This is a genomic window from Phyllobacterium sp. OV277, from assembly GCF_900104355.1.
In the GTDB taxonomy this organism is placed as follows: domain Bacteria; phylum Pseudomonadota; class Alphaproteobacteria; order Rhizobiales; family Rhizobiaceae; genus Phyllobacterium.
In genome coordinates this window covers 36,516-51,028 of the sequence record NZ_FNIY01000010.1, presented here as the reverse complement: position 1 = coordinate 51,028, position 14,513 = coordinate 36,516, and the positions used below count along the sequence as shown (strand labels likewise).

Annotated in this window: 13 protein-coding genes; 6 read left to right on the top strand and 7 right to left on the bottom strand. The window is 57.1% G+C overall.

All coding sequences use genetic code 11. From position 1 onward, the window contains the following. The first annotated feature begins 220 nt into the window (after positions 1–220). The 5 genes from mgtA (at position 221) to BLU05_RS22205 (ending at position 5,540) form a co-directional block, all read left to right on the top strand. Complete coding sequence (gene mgtA / locus BLU05_RS22225) at positions 221–2,935, top strand: magnesium-translocating P-type ATPase (RefSeq protein ID WP_091885004.1); 2,715 nt, start codon at positions 221–223, stop codon at positions 2,933–2,935. 96 nt (positions 2,936–3,031) lie between these two features. Then, complete coding sequence (locus BLU05_RS22220; RefSeq protein WP_091885002.1) at positions 3,032–3,340, top strand: hypothetical protein; 309 nt, start codon at positions 3,032–3,034, stop codon at positions 3,338–3,340. Positions 3,341–3,376: 36 nt separating this feature from the next. Further along, entirely contained in the window at positions 3,377–3,844 is a 468-nt protein-coding gene (locus BLU05_RS22215) for a DUF2493 domain-containing protein (protein ID WP_091884999.1), read from the top strand. Positions 3,845–3,908: 64 nt separating this feature from the next. Continuing rightward, a complete protein-coding gene (locus BLU05_RS22210) occupies positions 3,909–4,628 on the top strand; it encodes an MgtC/SapB family protein (RefSeq protein WP_091884998.1) in 720 nt (239 codons plus the stop codon). A 201-nt stretch (positions 4,629–4,829) separates the two neighbouring features. After that, positions 4,830–5,540 (top strand): L,D-transpeptidase, encoded by a 711-nt coding sequence (locus tag BLU05_RS22205; RefSeq protein ID WP_091884995.1) that lies wholly within the window; start codon positions 4,830–4,832, stop codon positions 5,538–5,540. Between the two features lie 41 nt (positions 5,541–5,581). Here the strand turns inward: BLU05_RS22205 and BLU05_RS22200 are convergent, their stop codons facing one another. Continuing rightward, positions 5,582–6,004, bottom strand: coding sequence for a MerR family transcriptional regulator (locus tag BLU05_RS22200; protein ID WP_091885257.1), 423 nt, complete (start codon positions 6,002–6,004; stop codon positions 5,582–5,584). A gap of 70 nt (positions 6,005–6,074) precedes the next feature. Here BLU05_RS22200 and BLU05_RS22195 point away from each other — a divergent pair, with 70 nt between their 5' ends. After that, positions 6,075–8,369, top strand: a complete 2,295-nt coding sequence (locus tag BLU05_RS22195; RefSeq protein ID WP_091884993.1) for a heavy metal translocating P-type ATPase — start codon at positions 6,075–6,077, stop codon at positions 8,367–8,369. A gap of 33 nt (positions 8,370–8,402) precedes the next feature. Here the strand turns inward: BLU05_RS22195 and BLU05_RS22190 are convergent, their stop codons facing one another. The 6 genes from BLU05_RS22190 to BLU05_RS22165 all read right to left on the bottom strand — a co-directional run bounded on the left by BLU05_RS22190 (position 8,403) and on the right by BLU05_RS22165 (position 14,433). After that, positions 8,403–9,089 (bottom strand): ABC transporter ATP-binding protein, encoded by a 687-nt coding sequence (locus tag BLU05_RS22190; RefSeq protein ID WP_175540718.1) that lies wholly within the window; start codon positions 9,087–9,089, stop codon positions 8,403–8,405. Then, complete coding sequence (locus tag BLU05_RS22185; RefSeq protein WP_091884990.1) at positions 9,086–9,835, bottom strand: ABC transporter ATP-binding protein; 750 nt, start codon at positions 9,833–9,835, stop codon at positions 9,086–9,088. The genes BLU05_RS22190 and BLU05_RS22185 overlap by 4 nt, the downstream gene beginning before the upstream one ends. Continuing rightward, complete coding sequence (locus BLU05_RS22180; RefSeq protein ID WP_091885250.1) at positions 9,828–10,808, bottom strand: branched-chain amino acid ABC transporter permease; 981 nt, start codon at positions 10,806–10,808, stop codon at positions 9,828–9,830. Before BLU05_RS22180 ends, BLU05_RS22185 begins: the two co-directional genes overlap by 8 nt. A gap of 11 nt (positions 10,809–10,819) precedes the next feature. Beyond that, the gene (locus BLU05_RS22175) at positions 10,820–11,740 is read right to left on the bottom strand and encodes a branched-chain amino acid ABC transporter permease (protein WP_091884988.1); all 921 of its coding nucleotides are present in this window, start codon (positions 11,738–11,740) and stop codon (positions 10,820–10,822) included. Positions 11,741–11,809: 69 nt separating this feature from the next. Next, on the bottom strand, positions 11,810–12,943 hold the full coding sequence (locus BLU05_RS22170; RefSeq protein ID WP_091884986.1) for an ABC transporter substrate-binding protein: 1,134 nt from the start codon (positions 12,941–12,943) through the stop codon (positions 11,810–11,812). A gap of 71 nt (positions 12,944–13,014) precedes the next feature. Then, positions 13,015–14,433, bottom strand: a complete 1,419-nt coding sequence (locus BLU05_RS22165; RefSeq protein ID WP_091884984.1) for a 3-hydroxyacyl-CoA dehydrogenase NAD-binding domain-containing protein — start codon at positions 14,431–14,433, stop codon at positions 13,015–13,017. Between the last annotated feature and the right edge of the window lie 80 nt (positions 14,434–14,513).

The following is a 14,513-nucleotide window of genomic DNA, read 5'->3' as shown; positions in this document are numbered from 1 at the left end:
AAGCGCGCGCCGCTGGCGTCAATGAAGGAGTATCTCATGGACGATTATCCTAGTAGGCCCGCTGCGCTGCCGATGACAGGCAAGCGCGGCGGGCTATCCCCAAAATCGAATGTAACAAAACCGACCGTGAATGTGACGGCTCGGCACGGTTCTCTGCGCCTGAAATTCAGGTGATCCGGAGCTGGTGTCGCTGTCGCATGTCGCGGCAGGAGACCAGAAAATGAACGTTATTCTCAAGAATTCCGCATTGAATGCGGAGAAGAAAGATAGCCGCAAGCTTTCGATGCGCGCTGTGCGGGAAGCACAGAACGATATCGATAGCACCCTTGCCAATGTCAGAAGCCACCGCGACGGTCTGACAATCCGCGATGCAGCGGAGCGTCTGACCAAAGATGGTGCAAACGAGGTCGCCCATGATCGCCGCCCGCATGCGCTGATCCAGCTTCTGACCGCCTTCAACAATCCTTTCATCATGGTGCTGATTGTGCTGGCAGCCATCAGCGCCTTCACCGATTGCTGGCTGCCGATGCAGAGCGGCGATGCTCCCGATCCAACCAAAGTCATCATCATCATGGTCATGGTGCTGGCCAGTGGCGTCATGCGCTTTGTGCAGGAATACCGTTCCGGCAAGGCTGCTGAATCGCTGAAAGCCATGGTGCGGACCACGGCAACCGTGCTGCGGCGCCATCGTGTGACGATGGAAGGTGAAGTGTTCGAAATCCCGATGCGCGAACTCGTGGCTGGAGATGTCGTGCGCCTGTCTGCCGGAGACATGATCCCGGCCGATGTGCGCCTGATTGAATCCCGCGATCTCTATGTCAGTCAGGCCGTTTTGACCGGGGAGGCCATTCCCGTTGAAAAATACGACACGCTGGGCGCCATTGCCGAGAAGTCAGCACTGGGCGTTGCTTCGGATCAGGCTGACATGCTTGATGTACCCAATATCTGTTTCATGGGCACCAATGTTGTCAGCGGCACAGCTACGGCCGTTGTGGTGGCCACTGGGTCGCGCACCTATTTCGGCTCGCTTGCCAAATCCATTGTCGGCTCGCGCGCACAGACCGCATTTGACCGGGGTATCAACAGCGTCAGCTGGCTGCTCATCCGGTTCATGATGGTGATGGTGCCGGTGGTGTTTCTCATCAACGGTTTTGCCAAGGGTGACTGGGTGGAAGCCCTGCTGTTTGCACTTGCGGTTGCCGTCGGTCTGACACCGGAAATGCTGCCGATGATCGTCTCGTCCAACCTTGCAAAGGGTGCTGTTGCCATGGCCCGGCGCAAGGTCGTGGTCAAGCGTTTGAACGCCATCCAGAACTTTGGCGCCATGGACATTCTGTGCACGGACAAGACGGGAACACTGACTCAGGATAAGATCATTCTGGAGCATCACGTGGATATCCATGGCAAGCGTGACGAGAATGTCCTGCGTCTGGCATGGCTCAACAGCCACCACCAGAGCGGTGTGAAAAACCTGATGGATCAGGCTGTCCTGCGCTTTACCGATGCATCGTCAGACGCCATGCGGTCAGCCGCCTTCTATCGCAAGGTTGATGAATTGCCGTTTGATTTCATTCGCCGCCGCCTGTCCGTGGTGGTCGAGGGTGTCGCCGGTGAGCACCTGCTCGTCTGCAAAGGCGCAGTGGAAGAAATGCTGACCATCGCAACGCAGATGCGCGACGGCAAGGATGTGCGTGTGCTGGATGAGGCAAGCCGGAAGGCACTGACTGCTATCGCCCGTTCCTATAACGAAGATGGCTTTCGCGTTCTGGTTGTGGCCACACGGGAAATTCCTGCCGGGGATACCAAGGCTCAATATGGCATTGGCGATGAGAGCGAGCTGATTGTTGAAGGTTTCCTGACCTTTCTCGATCCACCGAAAGAAACCGCAGGTCCAGCCATTGCTGCGCTTGCCGAACATGGGGTCGCGGTCAAACTTTTGACCGGTGACAATGAGGTGGTCAGCGTCAAGATCTGCCGCGAGGTCGGGCTTGAGGCTGGTGTGCCTGTGCTTGGCCGCGAAATTGAAAAGCTTGATGACAATGCCCTGCGCCTTCTCGTGGAAGAGCGGGTGGTTTTCGCCAAGCTGACACCGCTGCAGAAATCGCGGGTGCTCAAAGCCTTGCAGGCCAATGGTCACACTGTTGGCTTTCTCGGTGACGGCATCAATGATGCGCCTGCTTTGCGCGATGCGGATGTGGGTATTTCGGTGGATAGCGGCGCGGATATTGCCAAGGAATCGGCTGATATCATCCTTCTGGAAAAGAGCCTGATGGTTCTCGAAGAGGGGGTCATCAAGGGCCGGGAGACCTTCGGCAACATCATGAAGTATCTGAACATGACCGCCAGCTCGAACTTCGGCAATGTGTTCTCGGTGCTTGTGGCCAGCGCGTTCATCCCGTTCCTGCCGATGCTGGCGATCCATCTGCTCATCCAGAACCTGATGTACGACATCTCGCAACTGGCCTTACCATGGGACAAGATGGACAAAGAGTTTTTGAGCAAGCCACGCAAGTGGGACGCCAAAAATATCGGGCGTTTCATGCTGTGGATCGGACCAACCTCGTCGATCTTCGATATGACCACCTTTGCCCTGATGTGGTTTGTCTTTGCGGCGAATGCACCGGAACATCAGTCGCTGTTCCAATCGGGCTGGTTCATCGAGGGCCTGTTGTCGCAGACGCTTGTTGTACACATGTTGCGCACGCAGAAGATCCCCTTCATCCAGAGCACGGCTGCCCTGCCGGTTCTCCTGATGTCGACGCTCGTCATGGGGCTTGGGATTTATGTTCCCTTCTCACCGCTTGGCACGCTGGTCGGATTGCAGCCTTTGCCATGGAGCTACTTCCCATGGCTGGTGGCAACACTATTCAGCTACTGCGTCGTCGCCCAGACGATGAAGACTGTCTATATCCGCCGTTTTGGCCAGTGGTTCTAAGCTTCAACCAGCGGGCGGCCCGCGCCGCCCGCATCCTCCCATTTCTGGTGCTGCTGAACGCGCGGCTCGGACAATTGACGTCAGAGGAGATCTGATATGGTCACAAACATTTCCATCCTGCATTTTCACGCCGGAACAACACCCCGAGGCCCATGGGACGGCCTGCCAAAACGCCGGTCCCGCCCCGCATCCCGTCGCCCGGAACCACGCCGTTCGCGGCTGAAGGATCAGGTTCTGCGCTGGGTCTGCTGGTTGCTGGCAATTATCGGGCAGGGGTTATTCTGGATGGCGGCCCGGCTCTATCGCCGAGGGCTGCTCAGCCGCAAGCACAGCCGGCGTCTGATCCAATGGTCGTCGTCCTGCAATCATGCAGCTATCCGCATTTTGCGCCGTGCGCGCTGGTAGCTGGTTTTCAATACACAACAGGCAAGGAGCACAATCATGCGCCTTTTGATCTCAGGCGGGCGGCATTTTGACGATGCTGCCGTCATCCTCAGCGAACTCAATCGCATCCATTTGGAATATCCGGTGACGGTTCTGATCCATGGCGGTTTGCCCGCACTTGGTTCGGCCGCCGAGGACTGGGCCCGGCAGAACGATGTTCATATCGTTCGCTATCCGGCCAACTGGTCCCTGCTGGGCAAGCAGGCCGACGCAAAACGCAACCGTTTCATGCTTGAGGATAGCAGGCCGGATGCATTGCTGGCCTTTCCCGGCGGAAGGCATGTGCAGGAACTCGTGCAACAGGCACGTGCGCAGAACATACCCGTGATAACAGCGCGGGTGGCAGAACGATCGTCCCAAGGCGATGCCGATTATTGTGCCGACAGCCCGGAGGGCGACACGTTGTGCCAAACGGCCTGTTTTGCCATGACAGCCAGCGCTCCATCTGCTCTGCAGATGGGGTAAGGCTGTCATCATTGTTAACCGGAGAAATGCTAGTTTGGGACAACCAGCCAGCCACGGTGCTAAAATGAAATTCATACAGACATTCGATCTCTATCCCTTCCTTGACACAACGATCAGCTTTATTGCCGCCTTCATCTTCGGCACGCTGATCGGCGCGGAACGACAATACCGGCAGCGCACCGCCGGTCTGCGCACCAATGTGCTTGTGGCAATCGGCGCTGCGGCTTTCGTTGATCTGGCGCAGCGCATTGCCGGAACGACGGAAGCGGTGCGGGTCATTTCCTATGTGGTATCAGGTATCGGTTTTCTCGGTGCCGGCGTGATCATGAAAGAGGGCATGAATGTTAGGGGCCTCAACACGGCGGCGACACTTTGGTGTTCGGCGGCGGTGGGTGCCTGTGCGGGTACGGATATGCTTGCAGAAGCCGCATTGCTGACGGTGTTTGTGCTGGCTGGAAACACCCTGCTGCGCCCGCTTGTCAATGTCATCAACCGCATCCCGATCAACGAACAGGCGGCGGAAGCAACCTATGAGGTCAAGCTGATATCAACCCGCGCGGCCATGCCCGCCATGCGCGATCTTCTGGTCGAAAAACTGGAGGATGCGGATTATCCCGTCAGCGACGTGGAGATTTTGGATCAGGGCGATGAGGAGACAGTGGAGATCGTCGCCACGCTGGTGAGCACGGCCATTGATCCCGCTGAGATCGATGCGGTTATCATCCATATGGAAAAGCAGAAGGGTATTTCCCATGGCACATGGGAAGGCAGCACCAAGGACTAGGTTGCGGCTCATATATGTAACTAAATCACGTAAGGTTACAGCGCGATATATACTGTGATGATATTGCAACAGCGCCGTAGGCATTGCGGTCCGCCTTGTTTTTGACACAAGGTTGCCGCGATCCGATCTCAAAGGAACAGCAAAGCGGTATCCACGACCGCCTGTCCGCCCTGCCTATCCCAACGTTTGAAAGCATACAGAATGTCATCCCTTGTTTCGCGCCGGTCATTCCTGACCGGGCTGTCGCTTGCTGCTGTTTCCGCAGTTGCGGCCTGTGCCCAATTGCCCAAACAGTCCCTCGAAGTCGCCGACGTCCAAACGCCTCCCGCGCCGGAACAGCCACCGGTTGCAGCGCCGGTTGAACCGGCAAAGCCTGATTACGTCAGCATGTACCGTGCGGTTGAAGAGGATGGCTACAAACTGCCAGCCATTCCCTTTGCCAAGGTCAATGAGAAATTCCTGCGGCAGATCGTGGATGATCCGACAGGCGAGAAGCCCGGCACGATTGTGATCAACACGGTCGACAAGTTTCTTTATCTGGTTCTGAAGAATGGCAAGGCCATGCGCTATGGCGTTGGGCTGGGCCGTCAGGGCTATTCGTGGAAGGGCCGCGCGATTGTTCAGTGGAAGCGCAAATGGCCGACCTGGACACCGCCATCCGCCATGATCTCCCGTGATCCGAAGCTGGAAAAGTGGCGGCAGGGCATGCCGCCGGGTGTGAACAATCCGCTTGGTTCGCGTGCGCTTTACATCTTCCAGGGCGGCGTCGATACGCTCTACCGGATTCATGGTTCGCCCGACTGGAACTCCATCGGCAAATCCGCATCTTCGGGCTGTGTTCGCATGTTCAATCAGGACGTGATGGATCTTTATGATCGCGTTCCCAGCAAGACGCCGTTGCTGGTTCTATAATCTCTGATGCAATTAAGATTGCGGTTTAATAGACCGCAATCTTAATGATGCGGATGAACGCATTTGCCATGATCGGCCAGAATTTCGATCACACGGCATTCCCCAACGCGGCCATGCCTGCATCCTTCGACCATCAATTCCAACTCGGCTTTCAGTGCATTCAGGCTGCGGATGCGCTGCTCAACCTCGATGAGCCGCGCATTGGCGATACCATCTGCCGTTTCACAGGGTTGATTGGGATCATCCTGCAAATGTAGCAGGGTGCGGATGGAGCCGATTTCAAAACCCAGTTCCCGCGCATGGCGAATGAACGCCAGCCTGCGAATATCCGTCTCTTCATAATGCCTGCGGTTGCCATCCGTGCGCGCCGGTTCTGCCAGCAACCCGATCTGCTCATAATAACGGATCGTCGGCACTTTGACGCCGCTGCGCTTGGCTGCTTCACCGATTGAAATTTCTTTCAACATTTCGCTTGCTCCTCTAGTCACTAGAGCATGTAGCGTTGCCGTCAACAGAGTCAAGAGAGGTTGAATCATGACAGCAGCGCCAACGCAAACCCGCTTCCGGGTCGAGGGCATGGACTGTGCCAGCTGTGCGGCCAAGATCGATACGGCGGTGCGCCGCTTGCCGGGAGTATCTGACATTTCCGTCTCGGTCACCGCCGGGACAATGACAGTCAAACACGATGAGACGGCGGATCTGACTGTTCTCCAGAAAAAGGTGGGCGGGCTTGGCTACAAGGTTTCGCCGCTGACTGCCAAAAGCACTGCACCGGCGGCCGCTCCAACATGCAGCGGTCACGATCACGCGAACCACAACCATGCAGGCCATTCCCACGAAGGACATGACCACGGGGATCACCATGATCACGACCATGTGGGTCACGATCATTCAGGCCATGACCAAGCAAAAGCAAATGCTCCTGTGGTCGCTACCGCTGCGTCGGCGCAAAGTTCAAAGCCAAGCCGCTGGTGGCAGAGCCGCAAGGGCTTTTTGACCATCATCAGCGGCGTGGCTCTGGTTGCGGCCTACGGCGTCGGCAAAGTCTTTCCCGATATTGCCAACTGGGCTTTTGTGGTCGCGATGTTTGTCGGTCTTATTCCGATCGCCCGCCGGTCGATCATGGCTGCTCGATCTGGCACGCCATTCTCCATTGAAATGTTGATGACCATCGCCGCGATTGGTGCTGTGTTTATCGGCGCGGGTGAAGAAGCTGCGGCCGTAGTGTTCCTGTTTCTGATTGGCGAATTGCTTGAAGGTGTTGCGGCTGGCCGCGCCCGTGCCAGTATTCAGGGTCTGGCTGATCTCGTCCCCAAAACCGCACTGGTGGAGCGTGGTGGCAATACCACGTCTGTACCTGCCGATAGTTTGGCTATTGGCGACATCATCCTTGTCCGACCGGGCGACCGTATTCCCGCCGATGGCGATGTCACCGAAGGCACAAGCGAAATAGATGAGGCGCCGGTAACGGGCGAAAGCACGCCAAAACGCAAAAATGTTGGCGATGCGATTTTCGCCGGTACGATCAATACCGATGGTGTCCTGCGGATCAATGTGACGGCGACGTCGAGTGACAATACGATTGCCCGGGTCATCAGGCTCGTTGAAGAGGCGCAGGAAAGCAAGGCTCCAACCGAGCGCTTTATTGACGGTTTTTCGCGCTACTACACACCTGCCATCATGGTTGTTGCGGCGCTTGTTGCTGTCGTGCCGCCATTGTTCATGGGCGGTATCTGGAGTGAATGGGTCTATAAGGGTCTCGCCATTCTGTTGATCGGTTGTCCCTGTGCGCTGGTTATTTCGACGCCCGCTGCCATTGCCGCAGGTCTTTCCGCCGGTGCGCGGCGCGGCCTGCTGATGAAGGGCGGCGCCGTGCTTGAGACCTTCAGAAAAGTCACGGCTGTTGCCTTCGACAAGACGGGCACTTTGACCGAAGGCAAACCCGTCGTCACGGATATCGTTTCATTCGGTATGTCCGAGCAGGAAATCCTGTCGATGGCCGCTGCTCTCGAAACCGGCTCCAGCCATCCGCTGGCCATGGCCATTCTTGACCGGGCCAAGGCTGGTGGCGTTGCAGTTCTGCCCGCTACATCGGCCAAGGCGGTATCAGGCAAAGGTGTTGAAGGAACCGTTTCCGGCAAGACAGTGTTTCTCGGCTCGCCGCAATCAGTCGCTGCAACCACGCCGCTCAATGCCGAACAAACAGCTTCAATTGAAAAGCTGAATGATCAGGGAAAGACGGTTTCCGTTGTAGTTGTAGCGGGTAAGCTGGCCGGATTGCTGGCCATGCGCGATGAGCCGCGTGCCGATGCGGAGCGCGGACTTGCCATCCTGAAAGAGCAGGGCATTCGCGCCGTGATGCTGACAGGTGATAACAGCCGCACCGCCGAAGCCATTGCCTCCAAACTGGGCATTGAGCCAAGAGCCGAATTGCTGCCACAGGATAAGCAGCGGATTGTGGGCGAGATGCAGCGTTCCGGCCTGACTGTTGCCAAGGTTGGCGACGGTATCAACGATGCTCCGGCGCTTGCCGCAGCCGATATCGGCATTGCCATGGGCGGTGGCACCGATGTGGCGCTTGAAACCGCCGATGCGGCGATCCTGCATGGCCGGGTGATCGATGTTGCCAATATGATTGATCTGTCGAAGACAGTGATGAGCAATATCCGCCAGAACATCACCGTCGCGCTTGGGTTGAAGGCGGTGTTTCTGGTGACGACCATCATTGGCCTGACTGGCCTGTGGCCCGCGATCCTTGCCGATACGGGCGCGACGGTGCTGGTAACAGCCAATGCCATGCGGCTTCTCGGCTGGAAAGGCCGCTCATAGACAATGATGTGTGACGGCTATTCGATTTAGCCGTCACACACCAAGATAGCGATCCTGAATCTCGCTGGTTAATTCTCCCGGCAGGCCGTTCCAGACATTGCGTCCCCTTTCGAGGATCACGCAGCGGTCAGCTACCGGCAGCAGTTCCGACAGGGTTTTATCAACAACCAGAATGGACTGGCCCTGTTGCTTCAGCGCGGCGATGGCCTTCCAGATCTCCTGCCGGATGACTGGCGCCAGCCCCTCTGTTGCCTCATCGAGAACAATCAGTTTGGGATTGGTCATCAGCGCGCGGCCAACCGCAAGCATCTGCTGTTCGCCGCCCGAAAGGGAATTGGCATATTGGCTGGAGCGTTCCGCAAGGCGAGGGAAGAGCGTGTTGACCTCCTTGATCGTCCAGAAGCCACTGCGCGCCGAGGCCAGCAGATTTTCCGCGACGGTCAGATTGGGAAAGCAGCGGCGTCCTTCCGGCACGAGGCCAAGACCCAGCCGCGCAATGCGATAGGGTTTCGTTGCCGAGATGTCATTACCGGCAAAGCGGATGGTACCATGACGCAACGGTGAGAGGCCGAAGATCGAGCGAATGGTGGTGGTTTTACCCATGCCGTTGCGGCCCATAAGCGCGACGACTTCGCCTTCTGCCATCGCAAGATCAACACCGAAAAGCGCCTGCGATGCGCCATAGAATGTTTCGACCTTCGCAAGTTCCAGCAGCATCAGACGCTCTCCCCGAGATAGGCTTCGCGCACAAGCGGGTTCTGCCGGATCTCATCGACGGAGCCGGTTGCAATGATGCGGCCATAGACGAGCACCGAAATACGGTCGGCCAAGGCGAAGACCGCATCCATATCGTGTTCAATAAGAAGGATTGGTGCTTCATGCCGAAGCGTATCAAGAAATGCTGTCAGCCGCTTTGAGCCTTCCGGTCCCATGCCCGCCATCGGTTCATCAAGCAGAAAGGCCTTGGGACCAAGTGCCAGCGCAATGGCGATCTCAAGCTGGCGGCGTTCCCCATGGGAAAGCTCGGCGCTGGGTATATCAGCGCGGTCAAGCAGCCCAACACGGCTAAGCATGTCTCGCGCTCTGTCTTTGAGCGAAGCATCGGCCATGACGGGCTTCCAGAAGCGGAAGCTCGAACCCTCATTGGCCTGAACAGCGAGCATGACATTGCGCAGTGCCGAGAACTCCGGTGTCAGCGACGATATCTGGAAGGTGCGGCCAAGTCCGCGTTGCGCGCGCTGCGAAACATCCAGAGCCGAAATATCATGGCCCATGAAATGGATCGCACCGCTATTGTGTTTCAATGTCCCGGCGATCTGGTGAATGAGCGTGGATTTGCCCGCCCCGTTCGGCCCGATCAGCGCATGGATTTCGCCGGGATAAAGGTCAAGGCTGACATCATCGGTTGCCTTCAGTGCGCCGAAGGATTTGCAGAGATTGCGGATGCTCAGAACGGGTTCAGCCATGACGCACCTTACCGGCGAGAAGTCCAACAAGACCGCCGCGCCCGAACAGGACGACCGCGAGGAGAATGAGACCAAGGAAGAGTTGCCAATGCTCGGTCAGCCCGCCAAGGGCAAATTCGAACAGGACAAACAGGATGGCCCCCGCAACGGGGCCAAAGAGACGGCCGGTGCCTCCCAATATGATCAGCACGATCAATTCGCCGGACATGCTCCACGAAAGCATGGACGGACCGACAAAGCGGTTGAGATCGGCAAAGAGGGCGCCCGCGATGGCGGTGATCATCCCCGATAGAATGAAGGCAACCAGCCGGATGCGCAGTGGCCGGATGCCGATGGACGCGACGCGCACCTCGTTTTGCCGGGTTGCCTGCAGGGCGGCACCAAAACGGGAATCCCGCAGACGCGCGAAGGCGAACAGCGCAAGCAGGAGCAGGGCATAGGCAATCAGGAAGAAGTTGAGTGGAGCAAGTGTGTTCACACCGGGAAAGCCATTGCGTATCGTGATCGACAGCCCATCCTCGCCGCCATAGGCGGGCCAGGAAATGGCGAAATAATAGATCATCTGGGCAAAGGCGAGGGTGATCATGATGAAATAGACGCCCGATGTGCGCAGGCTGATCAAGCCAATGAGAAATGCAACCAGACCGGCAACAATGGCGCTAACAATCCAGATGACCGGCATCTGGTTTGTCGCCATGATGACAAAGGGCGAGGAGAGAAGCGGTATCTGGTTGAAGGCATGGGTGGCAAATATTCCAGCCACGTACCCGCCAATGCCGAAGAATGCCGCATGGCCGAACGAGACAAGGCCACCAAGCCCGAGTGCCAGATTCAATCCGACAGCGGCAAGGGCGAGAATGGCGATACGGGTGGCAAGCGTGATGTAGAAGGGCTCGCCCATGCCAGAGGCAATGAAGGCCAGTGCGGGCAAAATCAGGGCAAGAACAATATTCACAAGACGTTCGCGGTTCACCATTTCACCCCTCACGCATTGACCGCAAAGAGGCCTTTTGGCCGCACTGCGAGGATGAAGGCCATGACGATGTAGATCAGCATGGAGGCGACAGCAGCGCCCGCCGTAGCCGCCTGTGAGGGCTCCATGAACAGCGTGAACAGTTGCGGCAGGACAAAGCGCCCCATCGTATCGACAACGCCAACAAGAATGGCACCGGCAAGCGCACCTTTGATGGAGCCGATACCGCCGATGACGATAACGACAAAGGCAAGAATGAGCACAGGTTCCCCCATGCCTACCTGCACCGATTGCAATGCGCCGACGAGTGCTCCGGCAAGACCTGCAAGCGCCGCTCCAAGCGCAAAAACGATGGTGTTGAGCGAGGCAATGTCGACGCCAAGCGCGCCGATCATTTCGCGGTCGGATTCGCCAGCACGGATGCGCATGCCCAACCGTGTTTTTGCAATCAGCAGATAGAGCCCGATGGCAACGACAAGTCCCGCGCCAATGATAGCGAGCCGGTAGAGTTGATACTGCGCGCCGCCCGGCAGGCTTATTGCGCCCTGCAAGACTTTTGGGATGTCGAGATAGAGCGGGAAGGAGCCGAAAACCCAGCGGGTGCCTTCCGAAAAGATCAGGATGAGCGCGAAGGTGGCAAGCACCTGATCCAGATGATCGCGGTTATAGAGGCGGCGGATCACGGTGACTTCGACAATCGCTCCGGCAGCGGCGGCAGCAATGAGACTGGCCACCAGACCGAGCCAGAACGAGCCGGTATAGGCCGCCACGGCAGCGCAGGCGAAAGCACCGACCATATAGAGCGAGCCATGGGCGAGGTTGATCACACCCATGACGCCGAAAATCAGCGTCAATCCGGCGGCCATCAGAAACAGCATGATGCCGAACTGCAGGCCGTTCAGGGCTTGTTCAATGATGAGAGCCGACGACAAGTTTCATCCAATCCATAACAGGCATAGCAACGTGCGCGGACTTTTCATCCGCGCACCGGGTTTTACCGCCTACATCTTGCAGTTGGCTGCATAGGCATCCTGATGATCGGTGAAGCTGGTGGCGACGATCTTGTTGGTCAAAACGCCGTCTTCCTTGATCACTTCACGCACATAGATGTCCTGGATTGGGTGGTTGTTGTTGCCGAACTTGAACTTGCCGCGCACGGAATCGAACTTGGCTTCCTTGAGGGCAGCGCGGAACGCATCCTTGTCCTTGACGCTCGCCTTGGCGACAGCCGAGAGGATCAGATTGGCGGTGTCATAGCCCTGTGTCGCGTAGAGCGATGGCAGGCGCTTATATTCAGCCTTGAAGGCAGCGACATATTTCTTGTTCGCCGCATTATCGAGGTCTTTTGACCAATGCGACGAGTTCTTGACACCCAAGGCTGCATCGCCGATGGCTCCAAGCACATCCTGATCGAAGGAGAAGCCGGGGCCCATGACAGGCGTGGAAATACCCGATTGTGAGTATTGCTTCATGAAGGCGATACCCATGCCGCCGGGCAGGAAGAAATAGACGCTGTCAGCACCCGACGCGCGGATCTGCGCGATCTCGGTGGCATAGTCGGTCTGGCCGACCTTCGTGTAGAGTTCGCCCGCCAAAGCGCCCTTGTAGAAACGCTTGAAGCCGGTGAGTGCATCTGTGCCCGCTGGATAGTTCGGGGCAAGAATGAAGGTTTTTTTGTAATTGGCTGTATTAGCGTAATTGCCCATCGCCTCATGCAGATTGTCGTTCTGATAGGCAACGTTGAAGTAATTGGGGTTGCATTTTTCCCCGGCAAGCGCCGATGGACCCGCATTGGTGGACAGATAGAACGTGCCCTGACCAACAACACCGGGAACAACCGCCATGGCAAGGTTTGACCAGACAATACCGGTGAGAATATCGACTTTTTCGCTCTGGACCATCTTGTCGGCGATCTGCACCGCAAGCTCCGGCTTTTGCGCATCATCCTCAACGATGACCTTGATATCCTTGTTGCCAGACTCCTTGATGGCAAGCAGGAAGCCATCGCGGATATCGATGCCAAGGCCTGCGCCGCCGCCTGACAGTGTAGTGATCATGCCGATCTTTACAGGTTCGGCCATCGCCTGAGCCGAAAAGGCCAGACCTGCCACCAATGCTGCTGCTATTGTCTTCATTGCGTCGTTCCCCTTATTTTTATGGTTCATCTCAATTGCAAATTGATCTTCGATGCAAGTGCTCACGCGCTCTAATTCTGCGTTGTCTTATCCTCCGCAAAACGGGTTAGAGCCGGACACGGATCATATCGGCCAGAAGGATGGATTTGACCGCAGCGCTCAAGCGTATTGCTAACAACGGGTAGACCAAGCGTATCAAGCATTTCATGCGGGCCATGCCGGAAATTCAGGCCGAGTTTCAGCGCGGTATCAATTCCCGTTGTCGTGGACAGGCCCTGTTCAAACGCAAAGGCTGCTTCATTAATCAGCATAGCCGCCACGCGCAGGAAGATGAGCCCCGGTGTATCCGCAATTTCATGCAGTTCAACACCGAGCGCCTTGGCTTGCAGTGCTATGGAGTGAATATCGGCCTCTCTCAGTTCGTATTGCGCGAAGGCAAGCGTCACGGGACCGCGCCAGTTGCCGATCTGCCGGTCCAGCACAATGGTGGGCTGGTGGTTGGCTGTACCAAGCTCATGTGCAGTGCGGCCATCGCTCAGATGAACGGCAACACCCGTGCGCGTCTCCAACTGCCGTTTCAACGCTTCAACTGTGGATATGTGGCTCTCCCCCGAGAGCACATTGTCCTGACGGGGATAGGTGAAGAACCCATTGCCGGTTTTGCGGCCAAGTCTGCCCTCGGCCTTCATGTCTTCGAGAAGCGGCGAAGGCTTGAAGCGTGGTGACCGCTCAAACCCTTCCCATACGGATTTCGTTGCGGCAAGGTTGATATCGGCACCAACAAGGTCAATCAGTTCAAATGGCCCGAGAGGAAAACCACCTGACGATTTAAGGCAGGCATCAATGGTTATGGCATCGGCAACGCCGTCTTCAAGCAGTTGGAGCGCCTCACCATAAAAGGGACGGGCACAGCGATTGACCAGAAATCCCGGACTGTCACGCACCTCGACCGGTGTCTTCCCGAGCCTCACAACGAGATCGGATAGCTTCGTTGTCACGTCGGTTTCGGTCTGCGAACCGGCGACGACTTCAACGAGTTTCATCAGCGGAGCCGGATTGAAGAAATGCAGTCCGGCAAAACGTTTGGGATCCCGGATGGAGCGGGCGATTGCATCGATGGATAGGGATGAGGTGTTGGTAGCGAGGAGACAATCCGGAGTGCAAATCGCTTCCAATGATTGGAACAGCGCAGCCTTGGCTTCCAGCGTCTCGATGATGGCTTCGACAACCAATTGTGCAGGCGCCAGATCATTCAAGGTCTCGGCAATGACGATATTTCCGGCGCACGCATCGCGCTCGCCTTCCGTCGATTTGCCACGCGCGATACGCTGGTCAATCTCGGCAAGGATCGTGGCTTTGGCTTTCGCAGCCATGCCCTCCTGCGTATCATGCAGAATTGCCCTTATGCCGGATCGTGCGATCAGATGGGCGATACCCCGTCCCATGGTGCCAGCACCGACAATGCCAATGATGTTGACTGGATGAGCCATTAGCGCCTCCTGAAGTCAGGTTGGCCTTTGGCTGGGAATACCGCATTGCCTGCATCGGGGCGCGTCAGTGTCAGGATGGC

What these genes read in the sequence shown, in the direction of transcription:
- BLU05_RS22185 (WP_091884990.1), bottom strand. Translation starts at nt 9,835, where the DNA reads ATGGCTGAACCCGTTCTGAGCATCCGCAATCTCTGCAAATCCTTCGGC.
- BLU05_RS22220 (WP_091885002.1), top strand. Translation starts at nt 3,032, where the DNA reads ATGGTCACAAACATTTCCATCCTGCATTTTCACGCCGGAACAACACCC.
- BLU05_RS22210 (WP_091884998.1), top strand. Translation starts at nt 3,909, where the DNA reads ATGAAATTCATACAGACATTCGATCTCTATCCCTTCCTTGACACAACG.
- BLU05_RS22170 (WP_091884986.1), bottom strand. Translation starts at nt 12,943, where the DNA reads ATGAAGACAATAGCAGCAGCATTGGTGGCAGGTCTGGCCTTTTCGGCT.
- mgtA (WP_091885004.1), top strand. Translation starts at nt 221, where the DNA reads ATGAACGTTATTCTCAAGAATTCCGCATTGAATGCGGAGAAGAAAGAT.
- BLU05_RS22205 (WP_091884995.1), top strand. Translation starts at nt 4,830, where the DNA reads ATGTCATCCCTTGTTTCGCGCCGGTCATTCCTGACCGGGCTGTCGCTT.
- BLU05_RS22195 (WP_091884993.1), top strand. Translation starts at nt 6,075, where the DNA reads ATGACAGCAGCGCCAACGCAAACCCGCTTCCGGGTCGAGGGCATGGAC.
- BLU05_RS22165 (WP_091884984.1), bottom strand. Translation starts at nt 14,433, where the DNA reads ATGGCTCATCCAGTCAACATCATTGGCATTGTCGGTGCTGGCACCATG.
- BLU05_RS22215 (WP_091884999.1), top strand. Translation starts at nt 3,377, where the DNA reads ATGCGCCTTTTGATCTCAGGCGGGCGGCATTTTGACGATGCTGCCGTC.